The sequence below is a fragment of the Flavobacterium poyangense genome, assembly GCF_011751075.1.
Taxonomy (GTDB): Bacteria; Bacteroidota; Bacteroidia; order Flavobacteriales; family Flavobacteriaceae; genus Flavobacterium; species Flavobacterium poyangense.
Genome location: NZ_JAALLN010000001.1, coordinates 945,933 through 969,969, shown reverse-complemented (window position 1 = coordinate 969,969; position 24,037 = coordinate 945,933). Strand labels below are relative to the sequence as shown.

General features: G+C 35.1%; 25 protein-coding genes. 18 read left to right on the top strand and 7 right to left on the bottom strand.

Translation table 11 applies throughout. The features are described 5' to 3' along the window. Positions 1-4: 4 nt before the first annotated feature. From G3A47_RS03955 to G3A47_RS03935, 5 genes are all read right to left on the bottom strand, one after another. Positions 5-2,755, bottom strand: a complete 2,751-nt coding sequence (locus G3A47_RS03955; RefSeq protein ID WP_166920619.1) for a BamA/OMP85 family outer membrane protein — start codon at positions 2,753-2,755, stop codon at positions 5-7. Beyond that, positions 2,688-3,428, bottom strand: a complete 741-nt coding sequence (locus G3A47_RS03950; protein WP_166920617.1) for an isoprenyl transferase — start codon at positions 3,426-3,428, stop codon at positions 2,688-2,690. Before G3A47_RS03950 ends, G3A47_RS03955 begins: the two co-directional genes overlap by 68 nt. A 4-nt stretch (positions 3,429-3,432) precedes the next feature. Continuing rightward, positions 3,433-4,116, bottom strand: a complete 684-nt coding sequence (gene porG, locus G3A47_RS03945) for a type IX secretion system protein PorG (protein WP_166920615.1) — start codon at positions 4,114-4,116, stop codon at positions 3,433-3,435. 173 nt (positions 4,117-4,289) lie between these two features. Then, entirely contained in the window at positions 4,290-5,174 is an 885-nt protein-coding gene (locus G3A47_RS03940) for an NAD kinase (protein ID WP_166920613.1), read from the bottom strand. A gap of 82 nt (positions 5,175-5,256) precedes the next feature. Beyond that, on the bottom strand, positions 5,257-5,916 hold the full coding sequence (locus tag G3A47_RS03935) for a CBS domain-containing protein (RefSeq protein WP_047773171.1): 660 nt from the start codon (positions 5,914-5,916) through the stop codon (positions 5,257-5,259). 116 nt (positions 5,917-6,032) lie between these two features. Between G3A47_RS03935 and G3A47_RS03930 the strand changes: the two genes are divergently transcribed. The 11 genes from G3A47_RS03930 to G3A47_RS03880 all read left to right on the top strand — a co-directional run bounded on the left by G3A47_RS03930 (position 6,033) and on the right by G3A47_RS03880 (position 15,452). After that, entirely contained in the window at positions 6,033-6,746 is a 714-nt protein-coding gene (locus G3A47_RS03930) for a pyridoxine 5'-phosphate synthase (RefSeq protein ID WP_166920611.1), read from the top strand. Positions 6,747-6,752: 6 nt separating this feature from the next. Further along, positions 6,753-7,517, top strand: a complete 765-nt coding sequence (locus G3A47_RS03925) for an alpha/beta fold hydrolase (RefSeq protein ID WP_166920609.1) — start codon at positions 6,753-6,755, stop codon at positions 7,515-7,517. Positions 7,518-7,565: 48 nt separating this feature from the next. Continuing rightward, positions 7,566-8,054 (top strand): YdcF family protein, encoded by a 489-nt coding sequence (locus G3A47_RS03920; protein WP_166920607.1) that lies wholly within the window; start codon positions 7,566-7,568, stop codon positions 8,052-8,054. A 47-nt stretch (positions 8,055-8,101) separates the two neighbouring features. Further along, on the top strand, positions 8,102-8,446 hold the full coding sequence (locus tag G3A47_RS03915) for a phage holin family protein (protein WP_166920605.1): 345 nt from the start codon (positions 8,102-8,104) through the stop codon (positions 8,444-8,446). A gap of 116 nt (positions 8,447-8,562) precedes the next feature. Further along, on the top strand, positions 8,563-9,885 hold the full coding sequence (locus tag G3A47_RS03910) for a trigger factor (protein WP_166920603.1): 1,323 nt from the start codon (positions 8,563-8,565) through the stop codon (positions 9,883-9,885). A 241-nt stretch (positions 9,886-10,126) separates the two neighbouring features. Then, complete coding sequence (gene clpP / locus G3A47_RS03905) at positions 10,127-10,801, top strand: ATP-dependent Clp endopeptidase proteolytic subunit ClpP (protein ID WP_047773182.1); 675 nt, start codon at positions 10,127-10,129, stop codon at positions 10,799-10,801. Between the two features lie 165 nt (positions 10,802-10,966). Then, positions 10,967-12,199, top strand: a complete 1,233-nt coding sequence (gene clpX / locus G3A47_RS03900; protein ID WP_166920601.1) for an ATP-dependent Clp protease ATP-binding subunit ClpX — start codon at positions 10,967-10,969, stop codon at positions 12,197-12,199. Between the two features lie 171 nt (positions 12,200-12,370). Beyond that, entirely contained in the window at positions 12,371-13,762 is a 1,392-nt protein-coding gene (locus G3A47_RS03895; protein WP_166920599.1) for a hypothetical protein, read from the top strand. A gap of 4 nt (positions 13,763-13,766) precedes the next feature. Continuing rightward, positions 13,767-14,342, top strand: a complete 576-nt coding sequence (locus G3A47_RS03890; RefSeq protein WP_166920597.1) for a hypothetical protein — start codon at positions 13,767-13,769, stop codon at positions 14,340-14,342. A gap of 14 nt (positions 14,343-14,356) precedes the next feature. Continuing rightward, the gene (locus tag G3A47_RS03885; RefSeq protein ID WP_166920595.1) at positions 14,357-14,860 is read left to right on the top strand and encodes a hypothetical protein; all 504 of its coding nucleotides are present in this window, start codon (positions 14,357-14,359) and stop codon (positions 14,858-14,860) included. A 4-nt stretch (positions 14,861-14,864) separates the two neighbouring features. Then, on the top strand, positions 14,865-15,452 hold the full coding sequence (locus G3A47_RS03880; RefSeq protein WP_166920592.1) for a hypothetical protein: 588 nt from the start codon (positions 14,865-14,867) through the stop codon (positions 15,450-15,452). A 459-nt stretch (positions 15,453-15,911) separates the two neighbouring features. Here the strand turns inward: G3A47_RS03880 and G3A47_RS03875 are convergent, their stop codons facing one another. Further along, positions 15,912-16,877: a GlxA family transcriptional regulator gene (locus G3A47_RS03875; protein ID WP_166920590.1), complete on the bottom strand. Its 966-nt coding sequence runs from the start codon at positions 16,875-16,877 to the stop codon at positions 15,912-15,914. A gap of 140 nt (positions 16,878-17,017) precedes the next feature. Between G3A47_RS03875 and G3A47_RS03870 the strand changes: the two genes are divergently transcribed. The 6 genes from G3A47_RS03870 to serB all read left to right on the top strand — a co-directional run bounded on the left by G3A47_RS03870 (position 17,018) and on the right by serB (position 21,079). Beyond that, on the top strand, positions 17,018-17,425 hold the full coding sequence (locus tag G3A47_RS03870) for a VOC family protein (RefSeq protein WP_166920588.1): 408 nt from the start codon (positions 17,018-17,020) through the stop codon (positions 17,423-17,425). Positions 17,426-17,462: 37 nt separating this feature from the next. Next, complete coding sequence (locus tag G3A47_RS03865; RefSeq protein ID WP_166920586.1) at positions 17,463-17,870, top strand: SRPBCC family protein; 408 nt, start codon at positions 17,463-17,465, stop codon at positions 17,868-17,870. Between the two features lie 11 nt (positions 17,871-17,881). Then, positions 17,882-18,298 carry a VOC family protein gene (locus tag G3A47_RS03860; RefSeq protein WP_166920584.1) on the top strand — a complete coding sequence of 139 codons (417 nt, stop codon included), beginning with the start codon at positions 17,882-17,884 and terminating at the stop codon, positions 18,296-18,298. A gap of 2 nt (positions 18,299-18,300) precedes the next feature. Then, positions 18,301-18,738 (top strand): SRPBCC family protein, encoded by a 438-nt coding sequence (locus G3A47_RS03855; protein ID WP_166920582.1) that lies wholly within the window; start codon positions 18,301-18,303, stop codon positions 18,736-18,738. Positions 18,739-18,988: 250 nt separating this feature from the next. Then, on the top strand, positions 18,989-19,429 hold the full coding sequence (locus tag G3A47_RS03850; protein WP_166920580.1) for a VOC family protein: 441 nt from the start codon (positions 18,989-18,991) through the stop codon (positions 19,427-19,429). Positions 19,430-19,849: 420 nt separating this feature from the next. Further along, entirely contained in the window at positions 19,850-21,079 is a 1,230-nt protein-coding gene (serB, locus tag G3A47_RS03845; RefSeq protein WP_166920578.1) for a phosphoserine phosphatase SerB, read from the top strand. 305 nt (positions 21,080-21,384) lie between these two features. Here serB and G3A47_RS03840 read toward each other — a convergent pair whose 3' ends face one another. Then, positions 21,385-22,896: a GH3 auxin-responsive promoter family protein gene (locus tag G3A47_RS03840; protein WP_166920576.1), complete on the bottom strand. Its 1,512-nt coding sequence runs from the start codon at positions 22,894-22,896 to the stop codon at positions 21,385-21,387. Between the two features lie 253 nt (positions 22,897-23,149). Between G3A47_RS03840 and G3A47_RS03835 the strand changes: the two genes are divergently transcribed. Then, entirely contained in the window at positions 23,150-23,944 is a 795-nt protein-coding gene (locus G3A47_RS03835) for a DUF2797 domain-containing protein (protein ID WP_166920574.1), read from the top strand. Positions 23,945-24,037 lie beyond the last annotated feature (93 nt).

Below are 24,037 nucleotides of genomic sequence, written 5' to 3'. Positions count from 1 at the left end.
CTTCTTAGAACTGCTGACCAATAATGAAGTGAATCTCACCACCATTTGGTTTAGTCGTGGCAGATCCCGGTGCGGCATCAAATCCATAACCGTAATCAATACCTAATAATCCAAATGCAGGCATGAATACACGTAAACCAAAACCAGCTGAACGATATAAATCGAACGGATTGTAAGCTTTAAACGTTGGGTAAGAAGAACCTGCTTCTATAAAAGTCAACGCATAAATAGATGCCGATGATTTTAATGTTATTGGATAACGTAGCTCCATAGAGAACTTATTATAAATTGTTGCTCCAATTTGCTGTCCATATCTAGGATCTTTCGGATCGTCGATAATTGGTGTTAAAGAGTTGTTTTTATATCCTCTTAATCCAATAGTCTCTCTACCGTCCATAGAATAGTTGGCCATTCCATCACCACCCATGTAAAAACGTTCGAAAGGTACTACACCTCGTGCCTGATCATAAGCTCCTAAGAAACCAAACTCGGTTAATGTTCTTAAAACTAATTTACCATACACTTTAGTATACCAGTCTGCTTTAAATTTAATTTTATAATATTCTAACCAGTTGTATTTTTTCTGATCGACCTTCGCCGGATCTGCTGCTGCCTCCTGGTAAGTGTTTACTTTATTGCCATCTATATCCAGATAATCTCCCTGTTTAATCATTACACCATTTTTGTCCGGTGCGGTTGCATCCTGAGTTGCAGTCACTTTATATTCTTTCTGATCTCCCAGTGTTGAATAATCAATACCGTTAAATAAAGAATAAGGAGGTGTAATTTTTGCAGATAAACTAAATTCCGAACCATAAGTAGGGAAGATAGGATTTACCCCTTTATTACTTCTTGAAATTCCAATAGTGTATGCAAAGTTTCTTGACGCTCCATTACCAAAGGTAAACAATCCTGTGTTATAATTGTTCAAATCATAATGTTGGTAACTTATAGATTGTGACAATACGAAGTAATCATCCGGTACTGTAAGCCTTTTAGCAAGACCAACTTGTAAAGTTAAGATGTTAAAACTTTTGCTTTTATCTACATCTCTGGTCACAAAATTGTTTAAGAATTGTTTACTGTAAGAGATAGAAGAACTAAACTGTACCGGTTTTTTTCCTCCAAACCATGGTTCAGAAAAAGATAAACTGTACGTTTGGAAATAAGTACTTCCTTGTAAACGAAGTGCTACTTTTTGTCCATCTCCCATTGGTAAAGGTTTGTACGAGTCTTTTTTGAATAAATTTCTGGCTGAGAAATTATTAAAAGAAAGTCCTAAGGTTCCGATGAAACCTCCACCTCCGTAACCTCCCTGAAGTTCTACCTGGCTTGATCCTTTTTCAACAACATGGTATTCGATGTCTACTGTTCCGGCACCTGCATCCACATTTTTGAATTTCGGATCGATCGCCTCAGGATCAAAGAATCCTAATTGTCCAATTTCACGAATGGTTCTTACCAATTGCTCTTTACTGTATTTTTCACCCGGTTTAGTTCTTAACTCACGGTAAATAACATGATCATTTGTTTTGTCGTTTCCAACAACTGTAATTTTATTAAAATAAGCGATAGGCCCTTCAGTAATTCTGATCTCAAAATCGATTGTATCATTAGCTGTTTTTACCTCTACGGCGTTAATGTTAGAAAACAGGTAACCATTGTTTTGGTATAAATTGGTAATGTCTTCTGCATCCGGTTTTGTTTTATCTGCGATTCTTTTTTCAAGTAGAACACCGTTATACGTTTCTCCTTTTTTGATCCCTAAGTAACGACTTAAAAGGTGATCAGGGTAAACGGTATTTCCTAAGAATTTAATATTTCCGAAGTAATATTTATTTCCTTCTTCCATTTTAATTTTGATGGCAAGCATATTTTTCTCTTTGTCATAAGCAACAGAGTCGTGTATAATACGTGCATCACGATACCCTTTTTCTTTATAGGTAGCAATAATTTTTTCTAGGTCAGTTTTATATTTTTCAGGTATAAATTTGGAAGATTTAAGAATACGGAAGACATTTTTCTGTTTAGTGTCCTTCATAGCAGCTCTTAGCTTAGTATCGCTAAGTTGTGTGTTGCCTTCAAAATCAATGCTGCTAATTTTTACTTTATCACCTTTATCTACCCGTACAACCATATTTACCTGATTTCCGGCAGTGGTATCGGGAGTAGTGGTGATGGTAACTTTAGTGTTGTAAAAACCGTCCTTTTTATACTTGTTTTCGATGTAGTTTTTGGTAGTTGTAATCAGGTTTTCGTTAACAATTTTGTTTTTAGTCAAATTGTTATCTTTAATTAATCCTTCTACTTTACTCTTTTTAATACCAACAAATTTAACCTCGTTTAGTTTAGGAAGTTCAATAATATTCAGGTCTAAATAGATACTGTCTTGTTCAATTTTATTTACATAAAACGAAATCTCGTCAAATAGTCCAAGTTTCCCTAATTTTTTAATTGCACCACTAATTTCTTCTCCGGGTACTGTTATTTCCTGTCCTTTTTGAAGGCCAGAGAAAGTAACAACCGTTTGTTCATTGAAGCTTATTTTACCAACGACAGAGACTTTAGCAAGAATGTACTTTTTTCCCTGATCAAAAGGAACTCTTTCTTGCGCTTTTATTTGTGAAAAACTACCCATCAGAATCAGGGTAAGGACGATCTGTATTCTTTTTTGTAACACTAAAAAATTATTTAATTTGTTCACTGGTTTTTCCAAATCTACGTTCTCTTTTTTGATAACTAATAATAGCCTCATATAAATCTTGATCTTTAAAGTCTGGCCACAAGACATTAGTAAAATATAATTCTGCGTAGGCGATCTGCCACAACAAAAAATTACTTATTCTATGTTCTCCACTTGTTCGTATTAATAAATCTACGTCAGGTAAATTTTGCGTGTAAAGATGCTCATTTATAATTGAATCGTCAATAGAGTCTATTGAAATTATATTATTTTTAACTTTATCACTGATGATTCTAACGGTATTTACCAATTCCTCTCTTGATCCGTAACTTAGGGCCAGAGTAAGAGTCATACGGGTGTTATTTTTGGTCTTTTCAATAACATCTAAAAGTTCTTTTTGAGCCGTTTTAGGTAGTTTTTCAAGATTACCGATAGCATTAAGTTTAATGTTATTTTCTTGTAAAGTACCAAGCTCTTTTTTTAGTGAATTGATTAGAATTTTCATTAAAGCTTCTACTTCGAGTTTTGGACGATTCCAGTTTTCTGTCGAAAAAGCATATAAGGTTAGGTACTTGATGCCAAGTGTAGCACAAGTGGAAATTGTATTTTTTACGGACTTTGTTCCGTTTTCGTGACCAAATGCTCTTAAGAAGCCTTGTTGTTTTGCCCAACGCCCATTCCCGTCCATAATAATGGCCAAATGCTGTGGTAAATTTGTTGTATCTAAAGAGTCTAGTAAGTTCATTTTATTAATATGCGCAATAGCAAGGTTTCTGTCCAAAGGTGTAGGTTAAGGTAACACCAGAGAATACATACCAATCATTATTATTTAAATTTCCAAAACGTAACGAAGCTAAGTTTCCATTGCTGGGACTGCTTCCGTCAATATTATCAGTAAAAGTATAACGCACTCCGGCTTCTGCTGCTAAAATCAGATGGGGCGTTATATTCGATTTTATACCTAATATAATAGGTATAGCAAACGAATTCGATTTTTTTATTTTTCTTGTTTGTCCACCTGAGATATATAAATCATCATAGTTAAAGAAACTCAATCCCGAAAATACGTAAGGTGTAACTTTAGGATGATAATCATGTAGATTAAAATCAAAAAAATTAAACTCCAAACCGGCGGAAAGCTCTTTTATATTGTTTTTAAATTTGTAACCTCTGTTACTTCTTCCGGTTTCTTCAGATTTCAGGTCATTTCCTGTTATAGCAGACTGCGTATAGGAGAAACGGAAAGAGTGACGTGGGCTTCTGTTCCATTTATACAGAACACCGAAAGCTGGTTTTTCCGGAGCGATATAGGTTGTCTTTCCCACATCTCCTACAAAGTTACTTCCACCCAAGAAAACACCGATCTCATTTATTTGAGCATGCAGTGTAAAGAGGGGGGAAAAACAGAACAATAAATTAAAAATTTTCTTCATTTAATTCAGAATTGCGTGCAAATATAATAATTATCAATACGAATCAAAGTTTCTTTAGTAAAATGTGCTTTTTTTTCAATTTACGATATGATTTATAGATATTTAATGATGATTCGATACATGCAGAACGGGAAAATGCACCGCAATAGTATACTGTTGATTCAGAAAAGAGATTAATTTCTTTTGTCCTCTCCCCAAAGCAATTTGTTTCTCAAGGTTTTTAAGAAAGTCTCGCCTGGAATTTCTACCATCTTTATTTTAAAATTGGTCTTATTTATCGTTAAAACTGATTCGTTTTTTACAGAAGCAATTCTGGAATCCAGTGAAACTAAATATTGGTTTTCTCTGCCCGAAACTCGAAGTTTGATCTCTGTATCATCCGGAATTACAAGAGGTCTTGCCGTCAAATTATGAGGAGCAATAGGAGTAATTACTAAGCTTTTTACATCGGGGGTCAATAAGGGGCCTCCGCAACTTAGCGAGTAACCTGTGGATCCTGTTGGGGTTGAAATGATTAAACCGTCTGCCCAATACGAAGTTAAATACTCATTATTAAGATAGGTTTCAACCGTAATCATCGAGGTAGTATCTTTTCGGCTTATTGTTACTTCATTCATTGCAAAATTCAATTCTGCGATGGCGTCATTTTCCGGGTCACAAGTAAGGCTCAATAAAGTTCTTTCAGAAATAGTGTAGTTTTTGTCGACTACAAACTGTAAAAAGCTATCAATCTTTTCTTTTTGTACCGTCGCCAGGAAACCGAGTCTTCCGGCATTAATTCCTAAAATTGGAACTCCTGAATCCCGAACCAAAGTAGCAGCTCTCAAGATAGTTCCGTCGCCACCAATACTGATCAACATTTCAAAGCTATCATCTAAAGAAGTGTTTGAAGAAAAAGTGTTGTATTCTGCATTGATAAGTTGCTTTTCATAAAGCATTTTTAGAAAATCTTCTTCAATTACCATCTCGACGTTATTCGAATTAAAAAACAAGAAAATGTCTTTTATGATCGGCTCTGTACTGTTTTGGTAATATTGTCCGTAAATAGCTACTTTCATTCTTTTTAATTAATAAGCTGGAAATGCGTTAGTTTGATAATTTAGCAGATGAGATTATTTTCTCATTGACTAACTATCTAATTTAAATATTAAGGTATTTGTCTAAATAATCTGAACGTTCTTTTAGACTGTTGATATAGGTGTCTTCCTGATGTTCTGAAATAATCTCGTAGTTGTATCTTCTGAAAGTCTGAATGATTTCATTCATAGCTCCCAATCCGATTTTTATGGTGATCTGCACATTTTCCAGATCAGCTTCAGAGATAAAACAACCTAAGATTTTACCATTGTTGCTTTCTACAATCTGAGTGATCTGACTCATGGAGTAATCGATAAGCCCTTTTTGAACAATAATGATACCGCCTTGTTCTTTTAAAAATGGAGTTTCTTTAAAAAACTTCATGATATCTTCCATTTCATAATAGCCGATATAAGTATTGTTTTCGTCCAGAACAGGAACTGTGTTGGTGTGATTCTTAGCAAAAACTTCTAAAAGATCTAACCAAATCATTGATTTTCGGGCAAAAAAACGTTCAAACGTATATTTATAGTCGATTGTTTTTTTGTCAGTATCAAAAGTTTCAACATCATCAGAGGAGATGCTTCCAATGTAAATGCCATTTTCTAAAACCGGAAAGTGGGAAAAACTAAGGTCAGCAAAAAAGTCCTGAACCGACGCTATCGTTTCCTGGCTGTCGATTGCTCGAAAATCGTTTGTGATATAGTTGGTAATTTCTGTCATAAATCAATTGTACATATTTGATGCAAAATAATCAAAAAATAGCAAAAGCGACTACCTTTTACTTTGTATTTTTGTGGTTACAAATATAATGTTACTAGAATTAATTATCTATTTATATGACAAAATTAAGTGTAAATATCAATAAAATTGCAACGTTGCGAAATGCTCGTGGCGGAAATGTTCCTGATTTATTAAAGGTGGCAACCGATATCCAGAATTTTGGAGGACAGGGAATCACGATTCATCCACGTCCGGATGAACGTCATATTCGCTATCAGGATGCACGTGATTTAAAAGCCATTGTACATACCGAATATAATATTGAAGGAAATCCTCAGCATAATTTTATTGATTTGGTTTTAGAATGTAAGCCAACGCAAGTAACCTTAGTTCCGGATGCAATTGGTGCAATTACTTCTTCTGCCGGATGGGATACAGTGAAAAACCAATCGTATTTAAATGAAGTTATTCAGGAGTTTCAACGCAACGGAATCAGAACTTCCATATTCGTAGATCCGGTTTTGGAAATGATTGAAGGCGCCAAAAAAACAGGAGCCGACAGAATCGAATTGTATACCGAGGCTTATGCACATCAGTACGGTTTAGGAAATAAAAACGGAATTGATCCGTATGTTGCAGCAGCAAAACTGGCAAACGAATTGGACTTGGGAATCAATGCAGGTCATGACCTTAGTTTAGACAATATTCAGTTTTTCAAACAAAACATTCCGGGATTATTAGAGGTTTCTATCGGACATGCCTTAATTGCAGAAGCTCTTTACTTAGGTTTGGATAATGTGGTGAATATGTATTTGCAAAAATTAAAATAAGATTTTATGCTTTACTCAAAAATAGAAGGCGAAGGGAAACCTTTCGTTATTATGCATGGTTTTTTAGGAATGTCAGATAACTGGAAAACACTTGCTACGCAATATGCGGAGGCTGGTTTTCAGGTTCATGTTCTGGATTTGCGAAATCATGGACGCAGTTTTCATTCAGATGAATTTACTTATGAAGCGATGGCAAAAGACGTATTCGAATACTGTCAGGCCAATCAGTTAAGTAAAATAGATATTTTAGGACATTCGATGGGAGGAAAAGTAGCGATGCTTTTTGCAACGACTTATCCGGAATTGACAGATAAATTAATTGTAGCCGACATTGGTCCGAGATTTTATAACCAGCACCATCAGGATATTTTAGCAGGGTTAAACGCAGTTGATTTTTCGGTAAAACCAAGCCGAAACGACGTAGAAGCTATTTTGACGCAATATGTTCCGGACTTTGGAACCCGTCAGTTTTTAATGAAAAATTTATATTGGGTAGAACCCGGACAATTGGCATTTCGTTTTAATCTGGCTGTTTTTAATGCCAATTTAGATGCTATCGGAAAAGCGCTGGCAGAAGATTTGGTTTTTAATAATCCCACCTTGTTTATACGCGGAGGAAATTCGGGTTATATTAAGGACGAAGATATGGAGCAAATACGTCAGCATTTTCCGGATGTGCAATTAGAAACGATTCCAAATGCAGGACATTGGCTTCATGCTGAAAATCCTAAAATGTTTTTTGAATTGACTACATCATTTTTAAAACAGTAGTCAATTAAGGGCAGTCCGTATTTTTCTTAAATATAAAAGTTGAAATAGATGAAAGCTTTAGTTGTTCTGGGTTCACTAAATTCAGAAGAGGGCAGTTTGGGGCCTATTTCCATAGACAGATTAAATTATTGTGCGCGTATTTTTGATCCAAAGGAGCATTATATTGTTTGTACTGGTGGTTTTGGAGCACATTTTAACACAACAAACAAAGCACATGCCGTTTACGCAATGAATTATCTGATGCTTAATGGAGTAGGAAGTGAGTGTTTTTTAAAGCCCGCTTTGTCCGGTAATACAGTTGAAGATGCTGTTATGACTAAGGAGATAATAATGAGTTATAATCTGGATTCGCTCATTGTTGTCACTTCTGATTTTCATTTGGAACGGGTAAAACTGATTTTTGATGAAGTTTTAAACTTTATTACTATAGAATACAGAGGAGTTGAGCATAATCTATCGCACATTGAAAAAGAAAAGTTTTTGGCTCATGAAAAAAAAGCAATCGATGGAATTTTAAATAAAGGATTGTATTATTAAAATTTTGTATTTTTACTTTATACGAAAAAAAATTAAACCGAAACATTATGAATTTATTACTCAGACTTCTTGTTACCGCAGTCTTGGTTTTGGTGATCGCTCACTTTTTACCAGGTGTTCATGTGGCCAGTTTTACGACCGCCGTAATTGTTGCGGTAGTTTTAGGGTTGCTGAATCTTTTTATAAAACCAATATTGGTTATCCTGACATTTCCCGTTACGATCGTGACGCTGGGCTTGTTTTTACTGGTGATTAATGCCGTTATTATTTTGTTGTGTACCAATATTGTTGGCGGTTTTAAAGTAGACTCTTTCTGGACCGCTTTATTCTTCAGTGTTATATTGTCCATTCTTCAGTCTATTACTTACAAAATTGTAGGAGACGACAAATAAACCAAAATCAAAGCCCGATAAAAAGGGCTTCAAATACAATAGGTTAAAAACTTGGTTGGGTTGCAAAAATTTTATAATTTTGCGACCCAATTTTATTATGTAAATTAAAGAAGACAATGGATATTAAAAGAGTAGCAATAGACGCTGTAAACGAGACAATTGTAATGAACGTTGTTCATATGGATTATAAAGGTCAGGTGGCAAAAAGAATTAACGAAAAATTGCCATTAGCACAAGTAAAAGGTTTTAGAAAAGGACAAGTTCCTAAAGACCTTGTTGAAAAACAATACGGAAAAGCAATCAAGCAGGAAGAAGTTAAAAAAGTAGTTGACTTAGCTTTAGAGCGTTTTGTACAATCTGAAAGATTAAATCTTTTAGGAACTCCTCTTGCTAAAGTAAACGAAAACTTCGATTGGGATGCTGAAGAGTTAACTTTCGAATACGAAATTGGTTTAGTGCCAAACTTCGAAATTAATTTAGAAGCTAAAAATGATATCGTAAAATATATCGTTACTGCTGATGATAAATTAATCGACGGTCAGGTAGAGCGTATCCAAAAACAATTCGGAAAAGCAATTCCTCAGGATGCTGTTGTAGCAGACTCTGACTTAACAGGAACTTTTTCTAACGAAGAAAACGGAATCAACAATACAACTACAATTTCTGTATCGACTTTCAACAAAGCAGCCGGAGATAAATTCATCGGTAAAAAAGTAGGTGATGTTGTAGCAGTAAGCACAAAAGGTTTATTCGAAGACGATCACCAATTAATGGACTACCTAAAAGTTGGTCATGACAATGTTCACGGATTAGATATCGAAGTAAACTTTACTATCGAGGCTATCAACGGAGCTGAATTGGCTGAATTGAACCAGGATTTATTTGATAAACTTTTTGGTGAAGGAAAAGTAGCTTCTTTAGAAGATTTAAAAGCTAAAATTAAAGAAGATGCAGAAGCACAATTCGCTCAACAAGCAGATCAAAAATTATTGTTAGACGTTCAGAACTTCCTGATCGAAAGCACTAAATTTGATTTACCTGCAGAATTCCTTAAAAAATGGTTGCAAACTGTTGGAGAGAAAAAACTTTCTGCAGAAGAAGCTGAAGTAGAATATGCAAGATCTGAAAAAGGATTGCGTTTTCAATTGATTGAAGGAAAAGCAATGGCTCAAAGTAATATCCAAATTACATTTGAAGACTTGAAAGCTTTTACAACAAATGCTATCAGACAACAAATGGCTCAATTTGGTCAAACTAACCCAACTGACGAAGAAGTACAAGGAATCGTGGCTAGAGTTTTATCTAACCAGGAAGAAGTAAAAAGACTTTCTGAGCAAGTTGTAGCAGAGAAATTGTTAGAGTTGTTTAAAGAAAAAGCAAACCCAACAACTAAAGAAGTAACTTACGAAGAATTTATTGCTGCATCATACGGAGAATAATTTCTGAAAAAATAAGTATATTTGAGCGTCAATGGAAGTTTCTTCTATTGGCGCTTCATTTTTTGTGTAAAATTTTGTTTCAGGTTTCAAGTTTCAGGTTGCTTTAAGTTCGTTAACCTGAAACTTGAAACCTGAAACAAAAAACTTTAAAAAACGACATATTGGCATTAATCATAAAAAGGTATGACCTTTGATGAATCAAAATAGACATTAAACAAACGTAAACTTAGAACAGATACATATGAACTACGGTAAAGAATTTAAAAAATTTGCTACAAAGCACCAAGGAGTAAATGCCATGTACTATGATAAAATCGTAGCGGCAATGAACCCAACCAATATGACTCCATATATTATTGAAGAACGTCAGTTGAATATTTCTCAATTAGATGTTTTCTCTCGATTAATGATGGACAGAATTATCTTTTTAGGAACAGGTATCGACGATCAGATCGCTAATATCGTTCAGGCACAATTGCTTTTCCTGGAAAGTGCTGATGCCTCAAAAGACATTCAGATTTATTTAAATTCTCCTGGAGGAAGTGTTTACGCAGGATTGGGAATTTATGACACGATGCAATACATCAAACCGGACGTAGCAACTATTTGTACAGGTATGGCAGCTTCTATGGGGGCCGTTTTATTATGTGCAGGTGCAGCAGGAAAACGTTCTGCTTTGCCACATTCAAGAGTAATGATTCACCAACCATCAGGAGGAGCACAAGGTGTAGCTACAGATATGGAAATCAACTTGCGTGAAATGTTGAAACTAAAAGATGAATTGTACAACATCATCTCACAACATTCGGGACAAACTTTCGATAAAGTACACAAAGACAGCGAGCGCGATTACTGGATGATTGCAGACGAAGCTAAAGAATACGGAATGATTGATGAAGTATTGAGAAGAGGGTAAATTTTTTAAGTTTCTGAGTTGATAAGACGCTAAATTTTGTAGTGTCCTGATTTTGAAATGAAAAGAAAAATAAAATTTAAAAAGTTAATAGGTTGCTAAGTTTTTAGGATTTTAGTGAAAAATCTTAGAAACTTAGTAACTTTGCAGCTTAGTAACTAAAAAAGAATGGCTAAAGTAGTATTAGAATGTTCGTTTTGTGGAAGAAAAAAGCCAGAAACCAATTTATTGATTGCAGGTATCAATGCACATATCTGTGATAAGTGTATCGAGCAGGCACACGGAATTGTATTAGAAGAATTAAAATCAAGCGGAAGCGCCAAATTGGTTGGGGACTTAATTTTAAAGAAACCAAAAGAAATAAGAGCTTTCTTAGATCAATATGTAATTGGTCAGGATCAGACTAAAAAAGTAATGTCGGTTGCGGTTTACAATCACTACAAGCGTTTAATGCAACAGCAATTAGACGACGAAGTAGAGATTGAAAAAAGTAATATCATTATGGTAGGTCAGACCGGAACCGGAAAAACATTGGTAGCAAAAACCATTGCTAAGATGTTAGACGTTCCTTTGGCTATTGTCGATGCAACCGTACTTACAGAAGCAGGTTACGTAGGAGAAGACGTTGAAAGTATTCTGACACGTTTGCTGCAAGCTGCCGATTACGATGTAACCAAAGCCGAAAGAGGTATTGTATTTATTGATGAAATTGATAAAATTGCCCGTAAGAGCGATAATCCATCTATAACACGTGACGTTTCAGGAGAAGGAGTGCAACAAGCCTTGTTGAAATTACTCGAAGGAACCGTTGTAAACGTGCCGCCAAAAGGAGGTCGTAAACACCCGGACCAGAAATTCGTTGAGGTAAATACCCAAAACATCCTGTTTATTGCCGGTGGTGCTTTTGATGGAGTAGAACGTATTATTTCGAAACGTTTAAACCGTCAGGCAGTTGGATATTCTACTTCTAAAAACGTAGACAACATCGACAAAGATAATTTGTTGCAATACATCATCCCGAAAGACATCAAAGATTTCGGATTGATTCCGGAGATCATTGGTCGTTTACCGGTTTTAACGCATATGGATCCTTTGGACAGAGAAACCTTGCGTGCGATTTTGACACAACCTAAAAATGCCTTAATCAAACAATATCAAAAATTATTTTTGATGGATGAAGTAGAATTCAGTGTTTCTGATGAGGCTTTAGACTTTATTGTTGATAAAGCCTTAGAATACAAATTAGGAGCTCGCGGATTGCGTTCGTTATGCGAAGCAATCTTAACCGATGCCATGTATGAATTACCAAGTTCAGACGATAAAGTATTGACCATTGACAAAGATTACGCAAAACACACTTTGAATAAAAATTTATTGAAACGCATGGAAATTGCTTCCTAGGTTTTTTTAAATGTTTAAGATTTAGCCTGTTTCTTATTTGAAGCAGGCTTTTTTTTGTGCAATAAGGAACGAAAAAGAATTACTTGTCTACAAATAGTAAGAAAAAATATACAATTAGAATAGGTATTGTTATAATTGTATCTTAAATCCTACAATAAATATTTGTTAGCTATGAAAAAAATTTTTTCCGCCCTAGTTTTAGCAGTGACTCTTGTTCTGTTATTTTTAAGCTCCTGTGCCACAGAAGAGCCCGCTATTGAAAAACAAACCGGTTCTCTGAATGTAAACCGGGCAGCCGATTACTTTAACAACAATCCCATTGCGTTAAAGAACAACCTTTATTTCCTGGGAAAGCCCGATTGGAAAAAAGCGGTTTATGTGCGTGATACCTTAACTGTTCCGTTTATTACAGAACGACCCATTTTTGTAAAAAATGGAGCCAGGAAAAACAACTCCGGTTATTTCTTAAGATCTTATCTACTGGTAACCCCAAAAAAAGGCGACAACAGTTTTGATTATAAGCTCAAAGTTACCTTTTCTCCAAAAGCAAATGAAGCGGTCGTAAAATGGTACCACATCTACAATCAAGCAAATACATTAATTTCTGAGAATGGTAAAAGACCAATTAAAAAACGCCTAATCAAATCTGAAATGACTTTCGCCGACTGTGTGAAGCCGAGTTGGGAACATTTTCTTTCTTGTTCCGAAGCAGAGCGAGAAAGAATACTAAATGAATTGTGGGAATGTGCCAATAGAAACAATAGGAACGTAGATCACGAAGTCCCTCCTCCGGACGGCGGTAGTGAGGAGGAAGATCCGGTAGATATAATTTATACCATAGAAGATTATATTGACGATACCCAACTGGATCCTTGTACGAAACAAGTATTGAAGAAGCTGAAAAATTTGACAGTTGGTGATATTGCCGCAATGATAAAACGCTTTAGTGGCGATGAGGATATTTTTATGATAAAGATGTCCACAGGACAATTACCAGAGAACGATCCAAATGATTGGGCGCAAACCAAATTTGACGAAAATACGTATACTGTTAATATGGTTTTTAATGAGGATTATATTAACGGAAAAGACAATCCAAATCCTCCTACAGATTTGTCTGTTGCCACTACGATGGCGCATGAAATTGTGCATGCGTATTTGATTAGTATGCTAAATGAAAATAATACCCTTGGCACTTCAGAAATTTGTGATTTCCCAACGGTTTATGAGGCTTACGTGCAATATCAAATTACGAAAGACAAAACGATTCTTCCTGCGGTGCATCATGAGTTAATTGCTGATAAATATGTTAACGCAATAGCAGCTACTATTCAGGAATTCCATACAGGAGTATCGGTTGATTCGGGTTTTCCAAATCAGGTTTATTTGGATATGGCTTGGGCAGGGCTCTATAAAACTAATATTTTTATCAAGAATTATCCTAACGACCCTAATCACAAAAATTTTAAAGATCGGCAAAGAATTTATGATAGAATAAACACAGAAAAATTGGGGGCACAATATGGAGTTAATTTCCCTCTGGGAACACCTTGTAAAAAGTAAAACAATGAAGCAATTGAAAAAAATACTGGTAATAATTCCTTTCTTCGCTATATCATTTGTCACTGCACAATATGTAAAAAGCGCTGAACCTATAAATGTATTTTTAGAATCCATTAAAATAGACAAAAATAAAAAGTACATTTTACAAGCAGATAAAGAACCCAATATAATGGCATTGCGAATTTTTAATGGAGGCATAGGACCGGATCCCATTGGTGAAATAGATTTTAGGGATGATCTATTTGTAGAGAAACACTGGAGGAAAATGTACGATAGCTATATCAATGATACCATTAAAAAGTACTGGAAAAAAGAAGACTTTCCTGAATACGATTTTATTTTAGAGAAAGGAAGAGGCTTATTAATGAAATCTGCTTTTCTCCACAAATATGTTAACAATTTAAATTATGAAATTTTAATAATTTCGGAACCCATATATTATATGGACAACCAATATATTATGTTTTATTTCAGCATGTTAGATTTTGGTCATAGTCAAGAACCACGAACAGTGATTATGAAAAAAGAAAAAGGGAAATGGGTGGTTGTTAAAGTAATTGGAGATTACGTTTATCGTTGACGGTTAATTTGGTTTTGAGTAAACAGAAGATATTTTATGGAAATGGCAATCCAAATCCTCCTACAGATTTGTCTGTTGCCACTACGATGGCGCATGAAATTGTGCATGCGTATTTGATTAGTCTATTAAATGATAATCTGATTTGTGGTACTTCAGAAATTTGTGATTTTCCAACAGTTTATGAGGCTTATGTACAACATCAAATTACGAAAGACAAAACGATTCTTCCTGCTGCGCATCATGAGTTAATTGCTGATAAATATGTTAACACAATAGCATCAACTATTCAGGAATTCCATACAGGAATATCGGTTGATTCGGGTTTTCCAAATCAGGTTTATCTGGATATGGCTTGGGGAGGGTTACTGAGAACAGAAATATTTAATAAAAACTACCCTAACAATCCGACTCATAAAAATTTTAAAGATCGAGAAAGAATTTTGAGACGAATAACAGCAGAAAGAAACGGTTCTGAATATGGTATCATTTCTCCATTAGGAACATCTTGTAAAAACTAAAATCATGAAACAATTAAAAAAAATATTTGTAATAATCATACTTTTCTTTTTATCGGGTGCCAGTGCACAGTATGTAGAAACTTATGAGCCTATCAATGTGTTTTTAGAAACTCAGAAAATAGTTAAGGGCAGAAAGTATATTCTACAAGCTGATAAGGCTTCAAATAAACAAGCTTTGAGTATTTTTAATGGAGGTGAAGGAATAGAACATGTCATAAATCCAATCGATCCTGTAGATTATACTGATGGTTTATTTTTAGAAAAACATTGGAAAAAGATGTATAAGGAATATGCAAACGACACAGTAAAAAGATATTGGAAAAAGGAAGATTTTCCGGGTTATGATTTTATATTAGAAGATGGAAATGGAATATTTAAATATGATTTTATGAATAGGTATATTGAGACTGGATTGCAGTATGAAGCAATAATTATATCAGAACCAATGTATTATATGGATAAAAAATATATAATGTTTTATTATGCTAAAGTATATTTTGATGGTGGTGGAAATTATTCTACTGTCATCATGGAAAAAGCAAATGATAAATGGGTTGTTATAAAAGTAATTGGAGATTATGTTTATCGTTGACGATTAATTTGATTTTTGAGTATGCGGGAGATTGTTTCGAGAGAGGAGTGGCGTAACAAAAAAGTAAAATTTATAAACCATTAAAAAACGGACTCCTATTTGTTCTTAAGGTTTGCTAATGGAACTACTGAGAGATTAAGAATTGAAAACAGATTAGCATCGGAACAAACCGGAAACCCTGTTGAGTCAGACATTCCACCAGAACAAAAAAACTCTAGGCCGACCTTGTAAATAAACCGATATGAAAAAGCTTTTATATGTTGTTATCGTAGTTCCTTTTTTTTTACAGTTGCGCTTCACAGAAAGACCAATAAGCATTAATTAATGATTAACAACTCTTATTGAGCACAGTTAAAAAGCAAAGAAAAACAAACCGTTACATAAAAAGTTGAAATCTGGAATTTGGATTTTCAAAATTTTGAATATTTAAAGAAATCCCAGTTGAAAACTGGAATTTCTTTACTGTACTCTAAATTTGTCCCGATACTCAATTGGTTTCATCCCAACCATTTTGTAAAACACTTTTCTAAATGCCTTTGGGTCATTGTAACCGGTTTTTTCAATAATTTCTGAGATCGAGAGTTGTGTTTGTTCCAAATATCTTTTAGAACTTTCTACTCGTATGTTTTGTAAATACTCAATAGGAGGAATTCCCGTGACCTGTTTAAAACGACGTGTCATGTTTCGGGCGCTGGTCGGAATGTCTTTGGTGATTTCTTCCAGTTTTTCTATGGTACTGTATTGATTTTCTATTTTTTGTTGCAACATAGCAACCAAACTGTCATTATGCAAATGATTGGGTCTGAAGGTGCTGAAATAACTTTGTTTGTATCGGTTTAAATCGATCGAGAAAATTTTGGCAATCTGAACCGCAATCTCATTTCCGCAATATTTCTGAACCAAAAGAATCAGTAAGTGAAAGGTTGAGGTGGAGCCTCCGCTGGTATACAAACTGCCGTCTGCCGTTAAAGTTTCCTCTGATTTTAGTTTGACCAACGGAAAAGCTTTCGTAAAAGCACTACAAGCATCTACATGGGTGGTAGCTAATTTTTCATTTAGCAGACCCGAAGCGGCAAATAAAAAAGCACCGGTACAAAAACTGGCCAGTTCGGCTCCTTTCTGATGTTGCTTTTGCAGCCACGGAATAAAGTTTTTGTTCTTCGCAATCATTTCGCTCATATTGTCGGTGGTAAAAGCGGGAATCAAAATCAATTCCGGATGTTCTTCAGAAGTTTCGATTGGTTTTACTTCGTATCCGAACAAGTGTTTCTGATCAATCTGTTCTGAAGACTGAAATACCATAATATCGAAAGGTTTCTCTGTTCCGGTATGCAATTTATTAGTAGTTTCAAAAACTTCTAAAATCGCTGCAATACTCAATAATTTATAGTCATGCGGCACAATTAGGCCTACTTTTTTGCTCATGGTTGGTTGTTTTTTGAAAGTTAATCGCTGCACAAAAATATAAAAATTGTCTCATATGACCCTAAAAATGACTTTTATTGTATTCTTAGAGATTGTTGAAAATTCTAAATTTGTCTTAAATAATTAGTAATTTTATAAATATGAAAACAGAAATTTTCTTAAATCTTCCAGTAAAAGATTTAAAACGGTCTATGGCATTTTTTACGGAATTGGGTTTTACATTCAATCTGAAGTTTACAGATGATAAAGCGGCTTGTCTGGAAATTGGTGAAAACATTTTTGCCATGCTAATTGTAGAAGAATTTTTTAAAACATTCACAAACAAAGAAATTTGTGACACTAGCAAGAGTACCGAATTTTTGACGGCTTTGTCTGTTGAGAACCGCGAAAAAGTGGATGAAATAATAACCGCAGTTGTAAAAGCAGGAGGAACAGAATATATGGAAGCCAGAGATTATGGCTGGATGTATCAAAAAGGGTTTTTAGATTTAGACGGACATCATTGGGAGGTTTTCTTTATGGATGAAAGTCAGGTTCCTTCCAACTAGATTTGAATTTTAACTAACAATATAAACTAATAGAACTATGATTACAGTACAAAATACAATCGACGCATCAATAAGTAAAGTATGGGAATTCTGGACATTGCCCGAACATATTATAAAATGGAATATGGCTTCACCTGACTGGCACACGCCTTTTGCGGAAAATGATGTAAGAGAAGGAGGGAAATTCAAATCGACTATGGCTGCAAAAGACGGTAGTATGAGTTTTGATTTTGAAGGAGAATATACTTTGATTAAACAAAATGAAGCGATCAATTATGTAATGTCTGACGGACGCAAAGTTGAAATTAGTTTCAAACAAACACCTAATGGAGTAGAAGTCGTAGAAAGTTTTGATCCTGAAACTGAAAATCCGGAAGAAATGCAACGCGGAGGTTGGCAGGCTATTATGGATAGTTTTAAAAATTATGTAGAAAGTACAACCTAATAAGAGCAAAGATGGCAAAACAAATTTGGCTGAATCTGCCTGTTAAGAATGTAGCAAAAGCAAAAGTCTTTTTTCTGAAAATAGGTTTTGCTTTTAATGAGCAACAAGATACTCCCAGCTCGACTTGTATGTTGGTAGGAGAAAGGAGTTTTGTAATAATGCTTTTTGAAGATACTTTGTTTGAAAATTTTTCCCGGAACAAAGTTACAGATACACAATCGAGTTCAGAAATTCTGATTTCGATTGATGCCGAAAGCATAGAGGAAGTAGATGCGCTGGCAGAAAAAGTAAAAGCAGCCGGAGGGACTATTTTTGCTCCGCCGGCAGAAAATCAGGGCTGGATGTATGGCTTCGGTTTTGCTGATTTAGACGGTCATCGCTGGAATGTTTTATACATGGATTTTAGTAAACTACCACAACAAAATTAATTATGGAAACATTAGAATTTACAATTAGAATAAAGGCTTCAAGAGAAAAAGTATGGTCGGTTTTATGGGAAGAGGAAACCTATAAAACATGGACAAAGTCTTTTTGTGAAGACTCCTACACGGTTAGTGATTGGAACGAAGGAGATAAAATACATTTTATATCTCAGAATGGAGAAGGGATGAATAGTATTATTGAGACCAAAACTCCTAACGAATATATGGCGTTTAAACATTTGGGCGAAATAAAAGACTTTAAGGAAGTGCCCATCGATGCTGAAACAGAAAAATGGAGTGGTGCTATGGAAACCTATCGATTAACGGCTGATGATGAATTTACGAATTTAGTCGCACAGATTGATGTAACGGAACAGTACCTGGACTATTTTAAAGAAGCTTTCCCAAGAGGACTGGAAGTAGTGAAAGAATTAGCAGAGAATTAATAAATAACAACTAGTAGACACGACTATTCTACGAAGTAAAATGTAGGCGCTATAAGTTAAAAAAGAATTTGCGCTTATTGAGAAAGCATGAAAAGACAAGCAAATAAAAAAAATCCGTTTTGATCCGCGTCTTTAGAAAGCAAACCCGTTTAATCCGCGTAGAAAATACGTTTCGTTAACCAAAAAAGAATTGCCCCACCACTAAACAACAATAACAAAAAACAAATATTAATTAGAAAAATAAAATATCATGGCAACAGTAAATCCTTATTTAATATTTAATGGAAATTGCGAGGAAGCATTTCTATTTTATAAATCAGTTTTTGGAGGAGAATTTCCTTATATCGGAAAATTTAAAGACATGCCACCCGGAGAAGAGGGTTGCGGTGGGACATCTGAAAAAGATGCCGAAAGAATCATGCATGTTTCATTACCAATTGGAGATACTATTCTGATGGGAAGTGACAGTAGCGAACAGTCAGGAGATGTAGTAGTTGGCGCAAATTTCTCAGTCTCCATTAATGTCGGAAGTACAGAAGAAGCAGATCGAATTTTCAACGGATTGTCAGCAGGAGGAACAGTTTTCATGCCTATGGATAAAACGTTCTGGGGTGCCTATTTCGGAATGTTCAAAGATAAATTTGACATAAGCTGGATGGTGAATTTTGACGAGAATATGCCCGGGACATAATAATTTACAAGCTATTTTTTAAGCGATATATTTTTAAAGACAAAAAAAGGACTCCTCTCAAAAAGAAGTCCTTTTTTTATTTAGTTCATGATATAGTTTAAGTTTGTTTTTTTAAACCCAACTCCTCAGAATTATAGAACACACAAGAACAAGAAAAAATCCGTTTTTTATCCGCGTCTTTACGAAGTAAATCCGTCTAATCCGCGTTAAAAAAAACGTCCAGTTGATCATTCCCAAAACATAAAAAAATGAAAAACGGAACGACACTAAAGGGCTTATTTTGATAAGTAATCCAGAATGTTAAATTAATTAAAAAATTAGCATTGATTTGTGTTTTTTGGGTCTAAAAAAACAATGATTATTCTTTTTTATCAACGATAGATTGCCGATTTTTGTCGCTTCGCAATCAATAAGTAAAAAATGGCAGCAGAAGGTAAAGAGATTATTTTATTAAAAGTTTCCGGTCATGATAAGCCCGGAGTTACAGCTGGTTTAACAGCAGTATTGGCAACTTATGATGCTGTTATTTTAGATATAGGCCAGGCAGATATTCATGATACACTTTCTTTGGGGATTTTATTTGAAATTGAATCCGGCTCAAGTTCCGGCCCGGTTTTAAAAGATTTGCTGTTTAAGGCTTATGAATTAGAAATCAAAGTAAAGTTTATTCCGATTTCTATTGAAGATTATGAGTCCTGGGTAAAATCACAATCGAGACAACGTTATATCATTAATATTTTAGGAGAGCAATTAGCCGCGTCACAATTGGCAGCGGTAACTAAAATATTGTCTGATCAAAATTTGAATATTGATTCCATTATACGATTAACAGGTAGAACCTCTATCATCGAAATAGAGGAAAATCCGCGTTCTTGCATACAATTATCCGTAACCGGAGAAATTGTAAATAAGATTGATATGACAGCCAGTTTTATGCACATTTCAAGAACTTTAGACGTTGATATTTCTTTTCAGGAAGACAATATTTACAGAAGAAACAGACGCCTGGTTTGTTTTGATATGGATTCTACATTGATTCAGACCGAGGTAATTGACGAGCTGGCCGAATTGAACGGAGTAGGCGAGCAAGTAAGAGCAATTACCGAATTGGCCATGAACGGTGAAATCGATTTTAACGAAAGTTTTAAGCAGCGTATGGCTTTGTTAGAAGGTTTGAGCGAAGAGGTTTTACAAGCTGTTGCTGAAAAATTACCAATAACAAAAGGTGCACATCGTTTGATGAAAGCTTTAAAATATTACGGATATAAAACAGCAATCCTGTCCGGAGGATTCACCTATTTTGGAGAATACCTGCAAAAAGAGCTAGGAATTGATTACGTTCACGCCAATCAGTTAGAAATTAAAGACGGTAAGCTGACCGGTAAATATTTAGGTGATATTATTGACGGGCAGAAAAAAGCAGAGCATTTAAAAGCGATTGCAGACAAAGAAGGCATTCATATTAATCAAACAATTGCCGTTGGTGATGGAGCAAATGACTTGCCAATGTTAAACTTAGCCGGTTTAGGGATTGCTTTTCATGCCAAACAAAAAGTAAAAGAAAATGCCGCGACTTCTATTTCAAGTTTAGGACTTGACGGTGTTTTATATTTGTTAGGGTATCACGACAGGTATATTGATATGATGTAATAGGTTTTGTTTGCTTTTTGATTATCCTGAAGGGTGAATAATCGTAAAAAGTAACCAGACGCAAGGTTTGTCATTTCGAGGCACGAGAAATCACGCAAGAAACTCACGTCTAATTGTATGTCATTTCTGATAACTAAACAACTGTCATTTCGACGAAGGAGAAATCACACAAGAAGCTCCGCACAGAATATCGCTAATCTTTGTCGATTAACGAGTGTGATTTCTCCTGCGTCGAAATGACACTAAAAGCTCGCTACTCTTTGTCGATTAAAGTGTGTAATTTTTCTTGAAAACGAAATGACCAATTAAGACATCTCCTTCAGTTGTTCCAAATAATCTCTCTGGTTGGAAAGCCTTGGAATTTTATGCTGACCTCCCAGCTTGTCTCTTTCCTTTAGCCAGTCGTAAAATAAATTTTCACGGGCAATGTTAATTACCAGAGGGTTTAAGGTCATATTGTTGTAGCGTTTGGCTTCATAATCGGAGTTTAAAGTCTGCAAGGTTTCGTCCAGTACTTTCTGAAAAAGACCTACATCTGCCGGGTTTTTCTTAAATTCAATCATCCACTCATGTGCTCCTTTTTCTTTGTCCTGCATAAAAATAGGGGCGACCGTATAATCGATAACTTCTGTTTGGGTAATCTGACAAGCTTTGGCAATGGCCTGATCGGTATTTTCGACCATTAATTCTTCACCAAATACATTGATGTGATGTTTGGTTCTTCCGGTTACTCTGATTCTATAAGGGTTCAAAGAAGTAAAACGAACCGTATCACCAATCAAATAACGCCATAAACCGGAATTTGTAGTAATAACAATAGCGTAGTTTTTATTTAATTCAACATCAGCAAGGCGAATTACTTTCTGGTTTGAAGCCCCAAAAGTATCCATCGGAATAAATTCATAGAAAATTCCGTAATCCAGCATCAATAATAAATCGCTTGAGTTGTTTAAATCCTGAATGGCAAAAAAGCCTTCAGAAGCATTGTATATTTCGTAATATTGAAAGTCCTTGCTAGGCAATATTTTTTTGTATTGGTCTTTGTATGGGGAGAAACTAACGCCACCATGAAAATAAACTTCAAGGTTGGGCCACAGCTCCAATAGGCTTGATTTACCGGTGTTTTCCAGAACTTTATTCATCAAAACCAGCATCCATGACGGAACTCCGGCAAAGCTGGTTACATTTTCATTTTTGGTTTCATTGATGATGGCCGCAATTTTGGCTTCCCATTCGCTCATCAGCGAAGTTTTACTGCTTGGAGTACTGCTAAATTCGGCCCAGATCGGCATGTTTTCGATCAAAATGGCCGAAAGATCGCCGAAAAAAGTGTTGTTGTTTTCGTAAATCTGAGAGCTTCCGCCTAAGCGAAGACTTTTTCCTAAAAACAATTCCGAATCTTCATTGTTGTTCAGGTAGAGGCAAAGTAAATCTTTACTTCCTTTATAATGACAATCTTCCAGAGCTTCAGTGCTTACGGGAATAAATTTACTTTTGGCATTAGTGGTTCCGCTTGACTTGGCAAACCATTTGATTGGTGTTTCCCAAAAAACACCCTGTTCTCCCTGACGAGTTCGTTCAATAAGAGGCTGCAATTCCTCGTAGGTAGCAATAGGAACCCTCTCAGCAAAAGTCTGGTATGAGTTTATCGACGAAAAATCATATTGCTTTCCTATAATCGTGTTTTCAGAAGCTGTCACTAAGTTGTGTAACAATTCTTCCTGAACTTCATTCGGATATTTTAGAAAGAGCTCTATTTGATGAATTCTTTGCTTAAGAACCCAAGATGCAAACGAGTTGATTATTGATAAGGGCATGGATAATTTTGGATTTTAGATTTTAGATTTCCGATTTGAGTTTTAGTGTCAAAAAGCAGAAGATTTAAAATTTGAATATCGGTCTACAAATACTAACTTTGTCGTTATACCAAAAATAGTGTATTTTTTACAAAATCCAATTTATTTAAGTTAAGATTCTAATCGGAAACCTACGGGTTGAAAGTGAAAAGGCGAAGGTCAAAAAACGACAATCTAAAATCAACAATCTAAAATCTAAAATTCAAAACCAACAATGACATATCAAGGAGTACTCACAAAAATGCAAACAGAAATCGGAAATCCTATTCAGTATTATCTGGTTTTTGAAGATAGTTTTCTCAATATGAATCAATTATTGAATAAAGAAATTGAGATTAGTCTTGATGGATACCAATGTTTGAATTGTGGTAAAAAGAAGAACATATACAGACAAGGATTTTGTTATGAATGTTTTTATTCTAGTGCTGCGGTTGGAGATTGGATCATGAGACCGGAATTGAGTACAGCACATTTAGGAATCGCTGATCGTGACCTTGAATACGAACAAAGAGTACAATTGCAACCACATATTGTATACTTGGCTGTGGCGAGCGAAATAAAAGTTGGCGTGACTCGTAAAACACAGGTGCCTACCCGTTGGATTGATCAGGGAGCCAGTCAGGCAATTGCGATTGTTGAGGTTCCGAATCGATATTTGGCAGGAATTACCGAAGTCGCTTTAAAGAGCCATTATACAGACAAAACCAATTGGCGAAAAATGCTTCAGAACGAAACAAAGACTTTTGACTTAATCAAAGAGAAAGAAAAAGTAGAAAGTTTAATTCCGGCTGAAGTTCGGGATTATTTTTACAGTCAAAAGAATGATTTGTATGATTTGCAGTACCCGGTTTTAAATTTTCCGACAAAAGTAACGAGTTTAAATTTAGACAAAAACCCTTCATTTAGAGGAAAACTAACCGGAATAAAAGGACAGTATCTGATCTTCGAAAATGGAACTGTTTTTAATATTCGTAGCTCGGAAGGTTATGTGGTAACCATTGCAGTTTAGTTTTTTTTGGATACTTAGTTAAGAGGGGTATTTTATTGATTTTCATGTTGTTATTTCTGTAAAAAGCATGAAGAAGTTGATACATTTGATTAC